Raw genomic sequence first — 17,766 nt, forward strand, 5'->3', positions numbered from 1 at the left:
TGCGGCACCTCTCGTCGTTGTGCGGGTCGGGTTCGACACGGCTCGGGGGGTTGGCTCGCGCGAAACTGCTCGGCAGGGAAAGCTGTCGGTATGACCTCAGCAGCAGAACCGACAGAACTGGCTCAGATCGGAGTCACCGGCCTTGCCGTCATGGGCTCCAACATCGCCCGCAACTTCGCCCATCACGGCCACACCGTCGCGTTGCACAACCGCAGTGTCGCCAAGACCGATGCCCTGATCGCCGAGCACGGCACCGAGGGCACCTTCATCCGCACCGAAACCATCGAGGAGTTCGTCGCCGCGCTCGCAAAGCCGCGCCGGGTTCTCATCATGGTCAAAGCAGGCGACCCCACCGACGCGGTGATCGAGGAGCTCGCTGGCGCGATGGAAGAGGGCGACATCATCATCGACGGTGGTAACGCGCTCTACACCGACACCATCCGTCGCGAGGCAGCGATGAAGGAGCGCGGTCTGCTGTTCGTCGGTGCCGGAATTTCCGGCGGTGAAGAAGGCGCGCTCAACGGCCCGTCGATCATGCCGGGCGGTCCGGCCGAGTCCTACAAGGCTCTCGGTCCCCTACTCGAGTCGATCGCAGCGCAGGTCGACGGCACGCCGTGCTGCACCCACATCGGTCCCGACGGCTCCGGCCACTTCGTCAAGATGGTCCACAACGGCATCGAATACGCCGATATGCAGCTCATCGGCGAGGCATACAACCTGTTCCGCGATGCTCTCGGATACACGCCCGCTCAGGTTGCGGACGTGTTCACCGAATGGAACAACGGTGATCTGGAGAGCTACCTCGTCGAGATCACCGCCGAGGTTCTCCGTCAGGTCGACGCCAAGACCGGGCAGCCGCTCGTCGACGTGATCGTCGATGCTGCCGAGCAGAAGGGCACCGGTCGCTGGACCGTCAAAGCGGCACTGGATCTGGGCGTCCCCGTCACCGGTATCGCCGAGGCCGTCTTCGCTCGGGCGCTGTCGGGCTCACGCGCTCAGCGCAAGGCTGCCGTCGGGCTCGCCTCGGGAACGCTTGCCGACAAGCCCACCGACGCCGAGCAGTTCACGCACGACATCAGCCGGGCGCTGTACGCCTCGAAGATCGTTGCCTATGCACAGGGCTTCGACCAGATCGCCGCGGGCAGTACCGAATACGACTGGAACCTGCATCCCGGTGACCTCGCCACCATCTGGCGCGGTGGTTGCATCATCCGCGCTCGGTTCCTCGACCGGATCAAGGACGCCTACGACGACAACGCCGAACTCCCCAGCCTGATCCTGGCACCGTACTTCCGCGATGCCATCGAGAACGCCATCGACAGCTGGCGTCGAGTCGTCATCACCGCAGCCTCGTTGGGCATTCCGGTCCCCGCGTTCGCGTCCTCGCTCTCCTACTACGACGCGCTACGGGCGGAGCGTCTGCCTGCAGCTCTGACGCAGGGACAGCGCGACTTCTTCGGCGCGCACACCTACGAGCGAACCGACTCCGAAGGAAAGTTCCACACGTTGTGGAGCGGCGATCGTTCCGAGATCGAGGCCTGACCGACCTACGTGCACCGGTGGCGCTGCGCGGCAGAACGCAGCGCCACCGTGCTGTTCGGACAGAACGGTCAGAAGGGCACCGGCCCGAAAACCGGTTGCACCACCGTCGACGGCAAGCCCTCCCAGGGCAGCGCACCTTCGAGGTCCTTCCACACCGCCTGAACGGCATTGAAGCACCCTGGTCCGTATACGTCGGATGCCGTGTAGAGAATGTCCGCACAGTCCGGTACGTCGACGGTGAACAACTCGAACCCTGCTGCAGTACAACCGATCCCGGATTCGAGCTCCAGCATCCCCGACGCCACCGAGGCACCGAGCGAGTTGAGGATTCGTGAGGACTCGTGCGGTCCGCGCCCCGTCATGACGATCTCCGGGCTGCCGAAGTTCGTGAGTCCGACCGTGTAGCAGAACGCCGGGTGGATACCGTCCGGATCGACTTCCGATTCGACGTACTGAAGGGCCCAACCACACCTGTCGATGGTGCGTTTCACACCTTCGATGTACTCGTCGACGCTGTAGCCCTGACACATCTTGCACATAGCTCCCCCATACTCTGTGTGCGATCGCCCCCTCGGCAACCGCGGTGTCGAACGACGATCGAACGTACGTTCGGAGCAGAAGTATGGCGCGGGGCACCGACAAGAAGATTCCGACGCATGGTCGACGCAGCGGTAGGGTCACAGCCATGCCGGGTCAATCCGTTCGATCGTTCGCAGACCTGGGACTTCCCGTGGTTCTCGTGCACTCGCTGAAGAATGCGGGTGTCTCGGAGCCGTTTCCGATCCAGGCCGCGGCGCTGCCCGACGCTCTCGCCGGCCGCGATGTCCTCGGGCGCGCTCCGACCGGATCGGGCAAGACCCTTGCATTCGGGCTTCCGCTGCTCGTGCGGCTCGCCGGCCGTCGTAGCGACCCGAATGCACCGCGTGGACTCGTACTCGCTCCCACTCGCGAACTGGCGCTCCAGATACACGAAGTTCTCGACATGCACGGTGCGACGTTCGGCCTGCGCAGCGTCGGGGTCGTCGGTGGGGTTCCGCTCGAACGCAATGTCCGAGAGATTCAGCGTGGAATCGATATCGTGGTCGCCACCCCCGGCCGTCTCATCGATCTGCTCGAGCGACGTTCCATCGCCCTGAATCGCGTGGAGGTCACCGTGATCGACGAGGCGGATCGTATGGTGGACATGGGATTTCTACCCCAGGTCGACTCTCTGTTGGCCGCGACTCCTGCCGACGGTCAGAGGATGCTGTTCTCGGCAACGCTGGACGACGACGTCGATCGACTGGTCGAGAAGTTCCTGACCGATCCGGCCGAGCACGCCACCGCGGAGTCGGTGAGCGAGCCCGACATCGCGCACTACGTGTTTCGTGTCGATGCCGCCCGCAAGACCGAAGTAGCTGCCGCACTTGCCAACAGAGACGGTCGCACGTTGCTGTTCGTGCGCACGACACACTCGGTCGATCGACTCACCGACGACTGTCGCCGGCTGGGTGTACCGGTTTCGTCGTTGCACGGCAACAAGACTCAGGCGCATCGCACACGTTCGCTTGCCGCATTCGGCGAGGGCAGCTCGACTGCTCTGATTGCGACCGACGTCGCGGCCCGCGGAGTTCACGTCGACGACGTCACCCTCGTCGTTCACGTCGACCCGCCGATGGATTCCAAGGACTACGTGCATCGCGCAGGCCGTACCGCGCGAGCCGGAGCCAGCGGAACCGTCGTTACGCTGGCCACCGACGACCAGGTGGAGCAGGTCCGTGCGATGGCCGACGAGGCCGGCGTTTCGGCAACGGTTGTCGATACCGAGGCCGATCCAACCTCGTGGCGTCGACTGACCGGAGCGCGCACGCCCGTCGGCAGGCCACTGCCCAACGAGGCCGAAACACCCGCACCTCGGAATCCACGGCGCAGTGCCGCACCTGCCCGGCACGAACGGAACGGACGGGCCGCGGGCAAGCGTGGCGGCGGCAGAGGACGACGCGGGTGACCTCCTCCTGGTTGTCGGTCGCGCTCGCTCTGGTCTCGGCCTTCCTGTTCGCCTGTGCCTCGGTGGCGCAGCAGAGCGCCGCGTCGTCCGTCCCCGAAGGCGGGTCCCTCATATCGGCCTTGATCAGGAGCCCGCGCTGGTGGATCGGCGTACTCGGTGACGGCGGTGGGTACGTGGTGCAGATCGCCGCGTTGTGGGTCGGCTCGGTTCTGGTGGTACAGCCCGTGCTGGTCACCGCCCTGTTGTTCGCGCTGCCGATGTCGGCGAAACTGGCCGGCCGTACCCTCCCGGCCTCGACGTGGGCCCTCGCAGCTCTGATGGCGACCGCCCTGGCCGTCTTCATCGTGGTGGGCGATCCGAGTGAGGGCCGCACCGACGCACCCTTCACGCAATGGCTGATCCCACTGGCCGTAGCGGCCGTCGTGATCGGTGGGGCGGCAGTGTCCGGGCTACTGCTGAGCTCGCCCGGAGTGCGAGCGCTTCTACTCGGTGCCGCAGGAGGGTTGCTGTTCGGCCTCGCTGCAGCTCTGACGAAGTACGTCACCGACCTCGTCGACGGCGATCCGTTGGGAGCGTTGACGGCCTGGCAGACCTACGCACTGGTCGGATCCGGTGTGCTCGGTTTCTACCTCCAACAACGTGCATTTCAGGCGGGACCGCTGACCGCCTCGATGCCCGCCGTCACGATCGGTGAGCCACTGGGCGCAGCGTTCATCGGTCTCACTGTCCTGAGCGAGCGAATCAGAGCCGAGGGTGCCGCTCTAGCCGTCATCGTGGTCGCGGTGGCAGTCATGCTCGTCACGACGATTCTGCTCTCCCGGACGCAGGCCTCGTCCGATGTCGAACGGGAGACCGCGGACGGGGCGTCGATCCCCTCGACTGCACCCGACCGGTAGTCTCGATCAACGTGCAGTTCCTCGATGGTCACCATCCGCCCTACGACCTCACTTACGACGACGTCTTCCTCGTCCCCAACCGAACCGACGTCACGTCGCGATTCGATGTCGACCTCGGTACGGTCGACGGCTCGGGAACGACCATTCCGATCGTCGTATCGAACATGACTGCTGTGTCGGGCCGGCGGATGGCCGAGACCGTCGCACGTCGCGGAGCGATCGCAGTGATCCCGCAGGATCTCCCCACCGAGGCCGTCGCCGAGACCGTCGCATTCGTCAAGAGCCGAGACTTGGTCGCCGACACACCGGTCGTTCTCGGACCGAACGAGTCCGTGTCCGACGCATTGGCGTTGGTGCACAAGCGGGCCCACGGATCGGTGGTCATCGTCGAGAACGGCAAGCCCGTCGGAGTCGTGACGGAGAGCGCCTGCACCGACGTCGACCGATTCGCCAGGCTCAGTTCCGTGGCGTCCGCCGATTTCGTGCGCGCTCCTCGTCATGCGTCGCCCGAGGAAGTCTTCCGGTTGATGGAGGCGGCCCATGCGCACCTCGCCGTCGTCGTCGAGGACGACGGGGCGCTCGCAGGTGTGATCACCAGGACAGGCGCTGTTCGCACCGGCATCTACGCGCCCGCGGTCGACGCGTCGGGACGTCTGCGCATCGCTGCCGCCGTCGGCATCAACGGCAACGTCGCAGAGAAAGCGATCGCTCTGGTCGAGGCCGGTGCCGACGTGCTCGTGATGGACACCGCTCACGGGCATCAGCAGAAGATGCTCGACGCTCTCGCAGCGGTCCGCTCCCTCGATCTCGGAGTGCCTCTCGCTGCCGGCAACGTGGTGTCTGCGCAGGGCACGCGTGATCTGGTGCAGGCGGGTGCGGACATCGTCAAGGTCGGCGTCGGACCCGGAGCGATGTGCACGACTCGCATGATGACGGGCGTCGGACGCCCTCAGTTCTCGGCCGTTGCCGACTGTTCCGCTGCTGCAGCCGAACTCGGCGCTTCGGTGTGGGCCGACGGCGGAGTGCGCCATCCTCGTGACGTTGCTCTCGCATTGGCTGCGGGTGCTGCGAACGTCATGATCGGCTCGTGGTTTGCCGGCACCTACGAATCCCCCGGCGACCTGCGGGTCGACGCGTCGGGCAACCGCTACAAGGAGAGCTTCGGCATGGCGTCCAAGCGAGCCGTTGCTGCCCGCACCGCCACCGACGGTGCATTCGACCGGGCTCGCAAGGCTTTGTTCGAGGAGGGCATTTCCAGCTCGCGGATGCGGCTGGATCCCGATCGACCGGGCGTCGAGGATCTGATCGATCACATCTGTGCCGGAGTTCGCAGCACGTGTACCTACGCCGGTGCTCGCAGCCTCCCGGAATTGGCAGAACGCGCGGTGCTGGGAGTTCAGTCCGCTGCCGGATTCGCCGAGGGGCGCCCCCTGCCGTCCGGATGGTGACCGCACAGCACGGTTAGACTCTCCAACAGCAAACACAGTTGTCCGCGCTCGCTGCGCGCCCGAGGCCGTTCACCCGAGCCCAGGTGCCGTCGAATCGCGGGTTCCACACGGTGGACCCGCAGCGCGGACCGGACAGAAGGGAATCAGGTGCCCGAGGCACCCACTATTTCGGTTGCCGGTCCGGCAACCTCGGAGCAGCACGACGACGGTTCCACTTCGGAGGGATCCTCTATCGAGCCGGGAGAGAAACCCGGCGATCTCGATTTCGGCAGCCGCCTGCAGTCCGGTGGCGCGATGCTCCTGTCCCAGCTTCGACGGCCCCGACTCAGGCGGGACTGAAACGTGGCAACTCTTCTCACCATCGTCAGCCTCCTCGGCTTCGTTGCCTTGACGGCGGGTACTGCGCTGTTCGTCGCGGCCGAGTTCTCCCTCACTGCTCTCGAACGCAGTGCGGTCGAGGCGCAGGCCGAAAACGGCGACATGCGCTCGCGCCAGGTTCTGCACGCCCACAAGACGCTGTCCTTCCAGCTGTCCGGAGCGCAGCTCGGCATCACCATCACGACACTGATCACCGGCTATCTGGCCGAACCTGTGTTGGCAGGCTTCATTCGACCGGTGGCGGATGCGTTGGGTGCCTCGGAGCGGCTCGCGTCGGGCATCTCGCTCGCAGTGGCGCTGATCCTGGCCACCTCGTTCTCGATGATCTTCGGCGAGCTGGTCCCGAAGAACATCGCCATCGCGAAGCCGATGTCCACCGCCCGCGTCACCGCCGGAGCCATGGCCGGGTTCTCACTGATCTTCAAGTGGGCGATCAACGGGCTCAACGGCTCGGCCAACTGGCTGGTCCGACGCCTCGGTATCGAACCGGCCGAGGAGTTGAGGTCGGCACGTTCACCTCAGGAGCTGGGTTCGCTCGTGCGCACCTCCGCCAGGCAGGGATCGATCGACGAGAACACCGCTCGGCTCGTGGATCGCTCGCTGCAGTTCGGCGATCGCACGGCCGAGGAACTGATGACGCCGCGAGTCAAGATCGAAACGCTCGCCACCGACGCGACCGTGGCCGATCTGATCGAAACGGCTGCACGGACCGGCTTCTCGCGCTTCCCGGTGGTCGACGGCGATCTCGACGACACCATCGGCGTCGTACACATCAAACATGCGTTCACCGTGTCCATTTCACAGCGCCGTTCGACAACGGTCGAGTCGCTGGCACGCGATGTTCCGGTCGTACCGTCCAGCCTCGACGGTGACGCGGTGATGGAACGGGTTCGCGCCGACGGTATGCAGGTCGCGCTCGTCGTCGACGAGTACGGCGGTACCGCGGGCATGGTCACGATGGAGGATCTGATCGAGGAAATCGTCGGTGACGTGCGCGACGAACACGACGAGCCGGAACTCGACGTCGCCCGCTCGGGTGACGGGTGGGATTGCGCGGGCCTGCTTCGTATCGACGAAGTCGCCTCGGCCACAGGATATTTCGCACCGGAGGGTGAGTACGAGACCATCGGCGGGCTGGTGCTGACCGAGCTGGGCCGCATCCCTGCCGAGGGAGACTCGGTTCTGCTGCCTCCGCCTGCCAACGAGGATCCGCTCGAGCGGGACGGCGGTTGGGTGGCACGGGTGACTCGCATGGACGGGCGTCGGATCGACCGGGTGGTACTGCTGCCCGTCGACGCGGCAGCCGTGGCTCGCATGAGATCGGAAGGTGAGATCGATGGGTGATCTCTTCGGAGTCGGTCTCGCTGTTCTGTTGCTCGCGGGCAACGCATTCTTCGTCGGTGCGGAGTTCGCGCTGATCTCTGCCCGACGCGATCGCCTCGAAGCTCTGCTCGCGCAAGGCAAGAAGCGCGCTCAGAGTGTGATCGAAGCCGGTCAGAATCTTTCGCAGATGCTCGCCGCTGCCCAACTCGGCATCACGATCTGCTCGATTCTTCTGGGCCGCGTGGCCGAACCGGCGGTGGCGCATCTGATCGAGGTTCCGCTCGATGCAGTGGGTATTCCCGAATCGTTCCTGCACCCGATCGCGTTCGCCATCGCGTTGACGCTCGTGGTGGTGTTGCACATCCTCATCGGCGAGATGGTCCCCAAGAACATCGCCATTGCGGGGCCGGAGAGCACCGCGATGATCCTGGTGCCGATCCATCTGCTGTTCATCAAGGTGGCGCTGCCGCTGATCTCGTTCTACAACCTCTGCGCCAACCTGACCCTTCGGATGCTGCGTATCGAACCCAAGGACGAGCTGAGCTCCTCGGTCTCGGCGGTCGAGTTGTCGCAGATGATCGGCGAATCGCGTTCCGAAGGATTGATCGATGCCGAGGAGCATCGGCGGTTGCGGCAGGCCCTCGAGACGTCCGGTCGAACGGTCGCCGAGGTTCTGATTCCCTCGCACCAGGTCCGCAGCATTGCTTTGTCCGGGCCCGATCACGATCTCGGACCCACGCTCGGATCCGTCGAGCGCGCTGTGATCGAGACAGGCTTCTCTCGCTATCCGGTGCGCGACGCTGCCGGCGCGCTGGTCGGTTACCTGCACCTGAAGGACGTTCTCGACGACATGGCCGACGACTCGGCTGGCCCGGACACGGTCATTCCCCGCAGCGACGTCCGGGCTCTACCTGTGGTCTCCATCGACACGGTGCTCGACGACGCCTTGACGAAGTTGCGTCGTGCCAGCAGCCATCTCGGAGCAGTGCACGACGCGACAGGTGCCACGGTCGGCATAGTCGCGCTCGAGGACCTGGTCGAGGAGTTCGTCGGAACGGTTCGGGACGGCACGCATCGGGTGGCAGGACCCCGTCCGGGTCAATCGTCGTCCAGCTTCAAGTCGACGTCGGCCACTCCCCCACGGAACGTGTGAATGCCGGTCCCGATGCCGATGCCGACGCCGACGCCGCTGAGCGAAACGGAGTGGACCTCTCGCCGCGCCGCGCATGCGGCACGGGTGGAGAACCTGATCGGGGACTATCTGACCGACCGTGGCCACGGCGGCGTCCATCCGGTGCTGGATTTTCTGTTCACCTACTACAGCCACCGACCGGGTCAACTGCGACGATGGAATCCAGGTCACGGCGTCGTCCTCACCGGTGATCGTGCGCGAGATTACGCCGAGTTCGCGTCGTACGAGCAGGTGGACACCGCCGACGGGCCGGGCTTCCGGGTGCGGTCGGATCTGGTGGAGCGGCGCCGATCGAGCATCGAGTTCACGCTCGGCCTGCTCGTCGGCACCCGAGACCGACCCCCGATGCTGGGCTGCTTCGGATTGCACGAGTGGGCAATGGTCTACCGCGGAGGCAGCTCGGCTCAGCGGCACGAGCAAGTGCCACTGCGCCTCGGCCATCAGGGAACCGACGCCGTGGTCGAGTCCATGACATTGCGGTGCACCCATTACGACGCTTTCCGCTTCTTCACCCCTGATGCTGCGCCGCGCAATGCGCTTGCCCTGTCCCCGGACTCACGTCTGGGATCGGAACAGCCCGGTTGCATTCACGCCTCGATGGATCTGTACAAGTGGAGCTACAAACTGGGCCCGCTCGTCGATTCCGAGTTCCTGACCGATTGTTTCGAGCTGGCCTTGCGGGCCAGGACAATCGACATGCGCGCGAGTCCGTACGACCTGAGCGAATTCGATCTCGAACCCATTCGCATCGAGACTTCGGCCGGTCGCGCGGAATACGTCCGTGCGCAGGGAGAGTTGTCGGCCGAAGCGGCACCTCTACGTTCGGCTTTGATTGCTCGATGCCAGAATTTACTGATCGGCGGCGAGTTCGGCGTCGCACCTACCGCCGAGTAACATCGACAGCGTTGTCGTGGGGACACCGGTCGCCGGTGTCCGTGACCGGAAAGAGTGAGGAATTCATGACCGATCGTGTGCAGGCTGGTGGACTTCAGGTCGCCAAGGTCCTATTCGATTTCGTCGAGAAGGAGGCGCTGCCGGGTACCGACGTAGATTCGGATGCTTTCTGGGCCGGTGCCGCGTCGGTGATCACCGATCTCGCTCCCAAGAACAAGTCACTGCTGGCTGTCCGCGACGAGATCCAGGGCAAGGTCGACGCCTGGCACGGCGAACATGCGGGCCCGAACTACGACCGCGCTGCCTACAAGGCATTCCTGAAGGAGATCGGCTACCTGCTCGACGAGCCCGCCGACTTCCAGATCAGCACGTCCGGTGTCGATACCGAGATCACCACGACGGCCGGCCCGCAGCTCGTGGTGCCGGTGCTCAATGCCCGGTTCGCGATCAACGCGTCCAATGCGCGGTGGGGCTCGCTCTACGACGCGCTCTACGGAACGGACGCCATTCCCGAGGCCGACGGAGCCGAGAAGGGATCGAGCTACAACCGGGTCCGCGGCGACAAGGTCATCGCGTTTGCCCGTGACTTCCTGGACGAGGCACTGCCCCTGAGCTCCGGCTCGCACGTGGGCACCACCGGATACGTCGTCGACGCAGCATCACTGACCGTGACCCTGGCCGACGGCAACACCGTCGGCCTGAAGGACCCGTCGCAGCTGCTCGGCTACCAGGGCGCACCGGACGCGCCGTCGGCAATCCTGTTCGTGCACAACGGCTTGCACTTCGAGATTCAGATCGATCCCGAGAGCCCGATCGGCAAGACCGACGGCGCGGGCGTCAAGGACGTCCTGCTCGAGTCGGCTGTCACCACCATCATGGACTTCGAGGACTCCGTCGCTGCCGTCGATGCGGACGACAAGGTTCTGGGTTACCGCAACTGGCTCGGCCTGATGAAGGGCGATCTCACCGAGGAAGTCTCCAAGGGCGGCAAAACCTTCACTCGTGCGATGAACAAGGACCGCACGTACACCTCGGTCGACGGCTCGGAGCTGGCGCTGCACGGCCGCTCGCTGCTCTTCGTCCGCAACGTCGGCCATCTCATGACGTCCGACGCGATTCTCGATGCCGACGGCAACGAGGTGCCCGAGGGCATTCTCGACGCACTGTTCACCTCGCTGGCCGGTATGCACTCGCTGACCGCCGACAACGTGCTGTCCAACTCGCGTACCGGTTCGCTGTACATCGTCAAGCCCAAGATGCACGGACCGGACGAGGTTGCCTTCACCGCAGAGCTGTTCGGCCGTGTCGAACAGGTTCTCGGGCTGCCTGCCAACACGCTCAAGGTCGGCATCATGGACGAGGAACGCCGCACGACGGTCAACCTCAAGGCGTGCATCCAGGCCGCCTCCGAGCGGGTCGTGTTCATCAACACCGGCTTCCTCGACCGCACTGGCGACGAGATTCACACCTCGATGGAGGCAGGTCCCGTCGTTCGCAAGGGAGCGATGAAGGGCGAGAAGTGGATCGCTGCCTACGAGGACTTCAACGTCGACACCGGCCTGGCCGCCGGCCTCCAGGGCAAGGCGCAGATCGGTAAGGGCATGTGGGCCATGCCGGATCTGATGCACGACATGCTCGAGCAGAAGATCGGCCATCCCAAGGCCGGTGCCAACACGGCGTGGGTTCCCTCGCCGACGGCAGCGACGCTGCACGCCTTGCACTATCACAAGGTCGATGTGTTCGCCCGCCAGCACGAGATCGCACAGGCCAAGCGCGCAACCGTCGACGACATTCTCGAAATTCCTCTCGCGCCGTCCACGGACTGGACCGACGAGGAGAAGCAGAACGAACTCGACAACAATTCGCAGTCGATTCTCGGTTACGTGGTGCGCTGGATCGACCACGGCGTCGGTTGCTCGAAGGTTCCCGACATCAACGACATCGCGCTCATGGAAGACCGTGCGACGCTCCGTATTTCGAGCCAATTCATCGCGAACTGGCTGCGCCACGGCATCGTCACCGAGGACCAGGTGCGCGAGTCGTTGAAGCGGATGGCCCCGGTGGTGGATCGTCAGAACGAAGCGGATCCCACGTACAAGCCGTTGGCTCCCGATTTCGACACCAACATCGCCTTCCAGGCGGCGAGTGACCTGATCTTCCAGGGCACCAGCCAGCCGAACGGATACACCGAGCCGATCCTGCACCGCCGCCGACGGGAGTACAAGGCCGTCAACGCCTGACGGTCTTGTCGATCACGTGGGTGAACATCGGAACACAGGGCGCGGGCGTTCGATAGCCGCCGGACCCGTGATCGTCGTGATCACGATCGCGGTTCTGGTTGCGGCCGTGCTCGGATGGTTCCAACTTCGTGATCGCATTTCCGATCAAGGGATCGAAGCTGCCGATACATGTGTGGAGGGATCGGCGGTGCTCACCGTCGCCGCCGATCCCGACATCTCCGGACCCGTCGAACAACTGGCCACTCGATTCAACGACACGGCCCCCGTCGTACGGGATCACTGTGTGACAGTGCAGGTTCGAGCCACCGCCTCGGATGCGGTGCGGGCGGCCCTGAATTCCGGTATCGACAACTGGGATGTCGGTGCCCTCGGTGCCCGGCCAGGCCTGTGGATACCTCAGTCGTCGGGCGACGTCGAGGCGGTCACCGACCGCAAAGCCGTCGACGGCACCCCGCGGCCGCTGGCGTCGAGTCCGGTCGTTCTCGCTGCACCGTCCGCCGTGGCCGACGCTCTGAACGCCGCGGGCTCGAGCTGGGCCGATCTGGTTCGGCTGCAACGCGAACCGCAGGCGCTCGGACTGGGCGAATGGGGCGGCCTCCGTCTCGCCGTTCCGACCGGGTCCGATACCGGCGCAACCACACTCGCGATCGCCGCAATCGCTGCCGGGGTGCGCGGGGATCCGACCACGGCGCTGACCGTCGAGCAAGCCTCGTCGCGAGAACTGGTCTCGGCGATGTCGGAGTTGGCCGTCACCGACACCGGGGCCTCTGCAACGTCGGCGTCCACGACGTACGACGCGCTCGCGGCCCTCGAGAACGCGCCAGGCCCCGACGCCCCGATTCACGCAGTTCCGGTCACCGAACAGCAGCTGGCTTCGACCGATTCGTCGACGTTGACGGTTGTCAGGCCGCAGGGTCCGACGCCGGTCGCCGATCATCCCGCGGTCGTCCTCTCGGGCGACGAGACCTCGACCCGAGCTGCTGCCGCCTTCGTCGAGTTCGTGAGGCAACCCGAGGGAGCGCAATTATTCGCGGGTGCAGGCTTCGACGCCGCCGAGGCGCAGGACGCGCAGGCCGTCGCTGCTCCGTCCGGACCTGTCGCCGACGCACTGCTGGCCGTGCTGACGAACCCGGTCCTGCCGCGTCGGGCCACCGTCCTGCTCGACGTGTCCGAGTCGATGGGCACGGCCGAAGGCAGCGCGACACGTCTGCAGAACACGGTTCGGGCCCTCGGCGAGCAGTTCGAGCGAGTGCCCGACTCCACCGAACTGGGCCTGTGGAGTTTCAGTGAGGATCTGGGCAACTCACTGCCCTATCGGGTCGACGTTCCGACCGGTCCGATGTCGGCTCCGATCGGCACTACGCCCAGGCGCACAGCGTTGGAATCCAGCGCGACCGCGTTGACCCCGAAAACTGCGTCTCACTCCGCTGCGTCGTTGCTTGCGGCCTATCGCGACGCGGTGGCCGGATACGTCCCCGGACGCGCCAATTCGGTCGTGTTGATCACCGACGGCCCGAACGACGACGCGTCGGCGACTACGCAGGACCTGCTCACCGACCTGACCTCCGATGCTGCGCGTCCGGTCGCGGTGAACGTCGTGATGATCGGCAACAACGCCGACGCCTCTGCGTTCACCGACATCGCAGCCCGGACGGGCGGCACTGCCACGACGGTGCCGACGTCCGATTCTTCGCAATTCATCGAACTACTCGGAAAGTTGCTGTACTAGAACATGTCTCGCGTACTTTTTGTCGGCGTCTTCCTCCTTCTCGTCACCCTGTTCCTGCATTGGCGATTTCTTTCGGTCACCAGGATGCCGACACGTCCGAGGCGGGCGATCGACGTTGTGCTGACCGTCCTCTGGCTGTGCGCGGTGATCGGTTTCGGTAGCGGCGTGGTACTCGATCCGTCCTGGGCGCGCGGTCCCGCTTTCGTCGGCCTCACCTGGCTCGCCGTCGTGCTGTATCTGTTTCTGGGAACCGTCCTCGTCGGAGTCGTCAGCCTCGTCGTCCGAGCAGTCTTCGCGATGAGGCGTAGAGATTCGTCCGCAGTTCGTCTGCGCGTGACGAGGATCGGCTCCGCGGCGGTGGCACTCGTCAGCGTCGTCGCCGTCGGGTACGGACTCGTCGAGGCTGCGAGTCCGCGAGTGACGAACACCGACGTCGCACTCGGCGGGCTACCGGCCGAATTCGACGGTCTGCGTGTGGCGTTGGTATCCGACATCCATGCCGGTCCCTCGCGCGGTGCCGGGTTCGTGCGCACGGTCGTCGATTCGGTCAATGCGCAGAACCCGGATGTCGTACTGCTCGACGGAGACCTCATCGACGGCACGGTTCCCCTGGTGGGTGCCGACCTCGAGCCGCTGCGCGATCTCGACGCGCCGCTGGGCGTGTTCGGCGTCAGCGGCAACCACGAGTTCTACGCCGGGGACGGCGGCGAATGGCTGGACTTCTGGTCGACGCTCGACATCGATGTGCTGCGAAACGAGCGCACGACGATCACTCGTGGCGATGCAGCAATCGACATCGCCGGCATCAACGACGCCACTGCCCCGGCACCGTACGAACCCGACCTCGGCGCGGCCTTGAACGGAATCGATCCCGACCGCTTCGTGCTGCTGATGGCTCATCAACCCAAGCAGGCGGTGGAGGCCTCGGACTTCGGAGTGGACATGCAGGTCTCCGGACACACCCACGCGGGTCAGATCTGGCCGCTGCGATACCTGGTTCCGCTGCAGCAGCCGAGCGTCGAGGGGCTGGACACCATCGGCAACACGACGCTGTACACCACCCGCGGCGCAGGAGCGTGGGGTCCACCGGTGCGAGTTGCGGCTCCACCCGAGATCTCGATGCTTCGGCTCACGCAGGCTTGATCCCAGCGGCAACCGATACGACAGTGCCCGCCACGTCGACGTGGCGGGCACTGTTCTCGGTTCAGGCGAAAGCCTCGATCGGCGGGCACGAGCACACCAGATTACGGTCTCCGTGCGCGCCGTCGATGCGTCGCACCGCGGGCCACACTTTCGGTCGGTCGTAGCCTGCGGGGTAGGCCGCGAGCTCCCGCGAGTAGGGGTGATCCCAGTCGGCGACCAGACACTGGGCAGTGTGGGGCGCACCCCGAAGCGGATTGTCCTCGACCGTCCATTCGCCGGATCCGACACGGTCGATCTCTCCCCTGATGGCGATCATCGCGTCGCAGAACGCGTCGATCTCCTCGAGGTTCTCGCTTTCCGTCGGTTCGACCATCAGCGTTCCCGGCACCGGGAAGCTCATGGTGGGCGCGTGAAAGCCGTAGTCCGCCAACCTTTTCGCGACATCGTCGACGGTGACGCCGGTGTCCTTGGTCAACCCGCGAAGATCGAGAATGCACTCGTGGGCAACCATCCCGTTGTCGCCGGTGTAGAGCACCGGGAAGTACTCGTCGAGACGGCGGGCGATGTAGTTGGCCGACGCGATTGCCGTCAACGTTGCCTGCCGGAGCCCCGTCGCACCCATCATCGCGATGTAGGCCCAGGTGATCGTCAGGATCGACGCGCTGCCGTAGGGGGCTCCGGACACCGTCGGTCCCGAACCGAGTTGTGGGGCCAGCGGGTGACCCGGTAGGTACGGCTGCAGGTGCGACCGAACCCCGATGGGGCCGACTCCGGGCCCGCCGCCGCCGTGCGGGATGCAGAACGTCTTGTGCAGGTTCAGGTGGCTGACGTCGCCGCCGAACCGACCGGGTCGCGCCAGTCCGACAAGAGCGTTGAGGTTGGCCCCGTCGACGTACACCTGACCGCCTGCGTCGTGCACCGCCGCACAGATCTCGGAGATCTCGTGCTCGTAGACGCCGTGGGTCGAGGGGTAGGTGATCATGATCGCGGCGAGTGCCTCTGCGTGCTCGGAGATCTTGGCGCGCAGGTCGTCGACATCGACGTCGCCGTTGGGTCGACAGGCCACCACGACCACGCGCATGCCGACCATGACCGCCGAGGCAGCGTTGGTGCCGTGTGCACTCGACGGGATGAGGCACACCGTGCGCTGGGCATCGCCGTTGTCGAGGTGATAGCGGCGAATGGCGAGCAGACCCGCATACTCGCCCTGGCTTCCCGCGTTCGGCTGCAGACTGACCGCGTCATAGCCGGTGATATCGACGAGCCATCGTTCGAGGTCGGCGATCACCCGCAGCAGACCGGGCACGTCCGACGCCGGAGCGAACGGGTGCTGCCGGGCGAACTGCGGCCAGGTGATGGACTCCATCTCCGCGGTTGCGTTCAACTTCATCGTGCACGAACCCAGCGGAATCATGCTGCGGTCCAGCGCAATGTCCTTGTCGGACAACGCGCGCAGGTATCGGAGCATTGCCGTCTCGGTGCGGTACCGGGTGAACGCCGGGTGAGTGAGGTACTCGGAGGTGCGAGTCATGTGTGCCGGCAACGACTCCGCACCCGTACCGGCGTCTCCTGCACCGAACGCGGCGAGCACGTTCGCGACATGGTCGGACGTCGTCGCCTCGTCGCACGCAACGGCCACGTGATCGGCATCGACCGTTCGCAGATTGATGCCGCGTTGCTTGGCAGCGTCGACGACGATTCGAGCCCTACCCGGGACCGCCACGAGGACGGTATCGAAGAAATCGGAATGCACCACCTCGACGCCCGACTCCCGCAGACCCGCCGCCACGCTTCGAGCATGCGCGTTCACGCGAGTTGCCATGGCGCGCAATCCATCCGCGCCGTGGTAGCTGGCATACATCGCAGCGACGATGGCCAGCAGCACCTGCGCTGTGCAGATGTTGGAGGTCGCCTTCTCACGGCGGATGTGCTGCTCGCGGGTCTGCAGCGCCAATCGGTAGGCGCGGTGTCCGTCTGCATCGAGTGAAACCCCGACGAGTCGACCCGGTAGCTGACGGGAATGACCGGACCGCACCGCGAGGTAACCGGCATGCGGTCCGCCGTATCCCATCGGAACACCGAAACGCTGAGTGGTACCGAAGCAGACGTCCGCGCCGATCTCACCCGGCGGAGTCACGACGGTGGCAGCCAGCAGGTCCACACCCACGGCGACCAGCGCGCCTCGCTCGTGCGCGGCGTCGATGGTCGCGGTCAGGTCGACCAGACGCCCCGACGCGCCCGGCAGCTGCGCCAACACACCGAAGAATTCTCCGTCGGGCAGGCCGTCGGTCAGATCGGCGTAGACCAACTCGATCCCCAGCGGCTCGGCGCGGGTGGCCAGTACGGCTTCGGTTTGCGGAAAGATATCGGAATCGACCAGTAGTCGAGGCGACTTCGATGCTCTGTTCGCGCGCCGCATCAAGGTCATCGATTCAGCTGCAGCCGTGGACTCGTCGAGCATCGACGCATTTGCCACGTCCATGCCGGTGAGGTCGGCGACCATGGTCTGGAAATTCAGCAACGCTTCGAGCCGACCCTGGCTGATTTCCGGCTGATACGGCGTGTAGGCGGTGTACCAGGCTGGATTCTCCAGAATTCCGCGGGTCAGCACCGGCGGGGTCAAGGTGTCGTAGTAGCCGAGGCCGATCATGGATGTGGCCACGGTGTTCTGCCCGGCCAGGTCCGCGAGCGCGGCAAGCGCCTCGTGCTCGCTCAGGGCAGGAGGCAGGGTTGCCAATCCGTCGGGCACTCCGTCGACCACGGTGTCGAGGATCGACGCGGGAACTGCTTTGCGGGCCAACTCGTCGAGACTGCCGACGCCGATCGAGTCGAGGATGCGGACCAGCTCGGTAGCGTCGGGCCCGATGTGTCGGTTCACGAAAGTGGATGCGGGCGAGGCGATTCGGTCGGTCACGGTGTTCTCCCAGGGGCCGGAAAGACGAGGCGTCGGACGGCCGAGGCATGTGCGCCGGCCGCTCCTCCCCCTCTGTCGTG

General features: G+C 65.4%; 12 protein-coding genes. 10 read left to right on the top strand and 2 right to left on the bottom strand.

Annotated elements, in window-relative coordinates; all coding sequences use genetic code 11:
- Positions 1 to 90 precede the first annotated feature (90 nt).
- Positions 91 to 1,542, top strand: a complete 1,452-nt coding sequence (gndA, locus tag ACNEOT_RS15705; protein WP_314143064.1) for an NADP-dependent phosphogluconate dehydrogenase — start codon at positions 91 to 93, stop codon at positions 1,540 to 1,542.
- A gap of 68 nt (positions 1,543 to 1,610) precedes the next feature.
- Here gndA and ACNEOT_RS15710 read toward each other — a convergent pair whose 3' ends face one another.
- A complete protein-coding gene (locus tag ACNEOT_RS15710) occupies positions 1,611 to 2,081 on the bottom strand; it encodes a DUF4262 domain-containing protein (protein ID WP_415974957.1) in 471 nt (156 codons plus the stop codon).
- 146 nt (positions 2,082 to 2,227) lie between these two features.
- Here ACNEOT_RS15710 and ACNEOT_RS15715 point away from each other — a divergent pair, with 146 nt between their 5' ends.
- The 9 genes from ACNEOT_RS15715 to ACNEOT_RS15755 all read left to right on the top strand — a co-directional run bounded on the left by ACNEOT_RS15715 (position 2,228) and on the right by ACNEOT_RS15755 (position 14,772).
- A complete protein-coding gene (locus tag ACNEOT_RS15715) occupies positions 2,228 to 3,529 on the top strand; it encodes a DEAD/DEAH box helicase (protein ID WP_415974958.1) in 1,302 nt (433 codons plus the stop codon).
- A complete protein-coding gene (locus ACNEOT_RS15720; RefSeq protein WP_415974959.1) occupies positions 3,526 to 4,425 on the top strand; it encodes a DMT family transporter in 900 nt (299 codons plus the stop codon). Before ACNEOT_RS15715 ends, ACNEOT_RS15720 begins: the two co-directional genes overlap by 4 nt.
- Before the next feature lie 11 nt (positions 4,426 to 4,436).
- Complete coding sequence (locus ACNEOT_RS15725; RefSeq protein WP_415974960.1) at positions 4,437 to 5,873, top strand: GuaB1 family IMP dehydrogenase-related protein; 1,437 nt, start codon at positions 4,437 to 4,439, stop codon at positions 5,871 to 5,873.
- A 342-nt stretch (positions 5,874 to 6,215) separates the two neighbouring features.
- Positions 6,216 to 7,595, top strand: a complete 1,380-nt coding sequence (locus tag ACNEOT_RS15730) for a hemolysin family protein (protein ID WP_415974961.1) — start codon at positions 6,216 to 6,218, stop codon at positions 7,593 to 7,595.
- The gene (locus tag ACNEOT_RS15735; RefSeq protein ID WP_415974962.1) at positions 7,588 to 8,727 is read left to right on the top strand and encodes a hemolysin family protein; all 1,140 of its coding nucleotides are present in this window, start codon (positions 7,588 to 7,590) and stop codon (positions 8,725 to 8,727) included. Before ACNEOT_RS15730 ends, ACNEOT_RS15735 begins: the two co-directional genes overlap by 8 nt.
- Positions 8,728 to 9,660 (top strand): 3-methyladenine DNA glycosylase, encoded by a 933-nt coding sequence (locus ACNEOT_RS15740; RefSeq protein ID WP_415974963.1) that lies wholly within the window; start codon positions 8,728 to 8,730, stop codon positions 9,658 to 9,660.
- 65 nt (positions 9,661 to 9,725) lie between these two features.
- Positions 9,726 to 11,900 carry a malate synthase G gene (locus ACNEOT_RS15745; protein ID WP_415974964.1) on the top strand — a complete coding sequence of 725 codons (2,175 nt, stop codon included), beginning with the start codon at positions 9,726 to 9,728 and terminating at the stop codon, positions 11,898 to 11,900.
- Between the two features lie 67 nt (positions 11,901 to 11,967).
- Positions 11,968 to 13,629, top strand: coding sequence for a substrate-binding domain-containing protein (locus tag ACNEOT_RS15750; protein WP_415974965.1), 1,662 nt, complete (start codon positions 11,968 to 11,970; stop codon positions 13,627 to 13,629).
- 3 nt (positions 13,630 to 13,632) lie between these two features.
- Complete coding sequence (locus ACNEOT_RS15755; RefSeq protein ID WP_415974966.1) at positions 13,633 to 14,772, top strand: metallophosphoesterase; 1,140 nt, start codon at positions 13,633 to 13,635, stop codon at positions 14,770 to 14,772.
- A 61-nt stretch (positions 14,773 to 14,833) separates the two neighbouring features.
- Here ACNEOT_RS15755 and gcvP read toward each other — a convergent pair whose 3' ends face one another.
- Positions 14,834 to 17,686 carry an aminomethyl-transferring glycine dehydrogenase gene (gene gcvP, locus ACNEOT_RS15760; protein ID WP_415974967.1) on the bottom strand — a complete coding sequence of 951 codons (2,853 nt, stop codon included), beginning with the start codon at positions 17,684 to 17,686 and terminating at the stop codon, positions 14,834 to 14,836.
- Positions 17,687 to 17,766: the final 80 nt, after the last annotated feature.

Source organism: Rhodococcus sp. 077-4 (assembly GCF_047782425.1).
Classification (GTDB): Bacteria; Actinomycetota; Actinomycetes; order Mycobacteriales; family Mycobacteriaceae; genus Rhodococcoides.

What these genes read in the sequence shown, in the direction of transcription:
- gndA (WP_314143064.1), top strand. Translation starts at nt 91, where the DNA reads ATGACCTCAGCAGCAGAACCGACAGAACTGGCTCAGATCGGAGTCACC.
- ACNEOT_RS15710 (WP_415974957.1), bottom strand. Translation starts at nt 2,081, where the DNA reads ATGTGCAAGATGTGTCAGGGCTACAGCGTCGACGAGTACATCGAAGGT.
- ACNEOT_RS15715 (WP_415974958.1), top strand. Translation starts at nt 2,228, where the DNA reads ATGCCGGGTCAATCCGTTCGATCGTTCGCAGACCTGGGACTTCCCGTG.
- ACNEOT_RS15735 (WP_415974962.1), top strand. Translation starts at nt 7,588, where the DNA reads ATGGGTGATCTCTTCGGAGTCGGTCTCGCTGTTCTGTTGCTCGCGGGC.
- ACNEOT_RS15740 (WP_415974963.1), top strand. Translation starts at nt 8,728, where the DNA reads ATGCCGGTCCCGATGCCGATGCCGACGCCGACGCCGCTGAGCGAAACG.
- ACNEOT_RS15745 (WP_415974964.1), top strand. Translation starts at nt 9,726, where the DNA reads ATGACCGATCGTGTGCAGGCTGGTGGACTTCAGGTCGCCAAGGTCCTA.
- ACNEOT_RS15755 (WP_415974966.1), top strand. Translation starts at nt 13,633, where the DNA reads ATGTCTCGCGTACTTTTTGTCGGCGTCTTCCTCCTTCTCGTCACCCTG.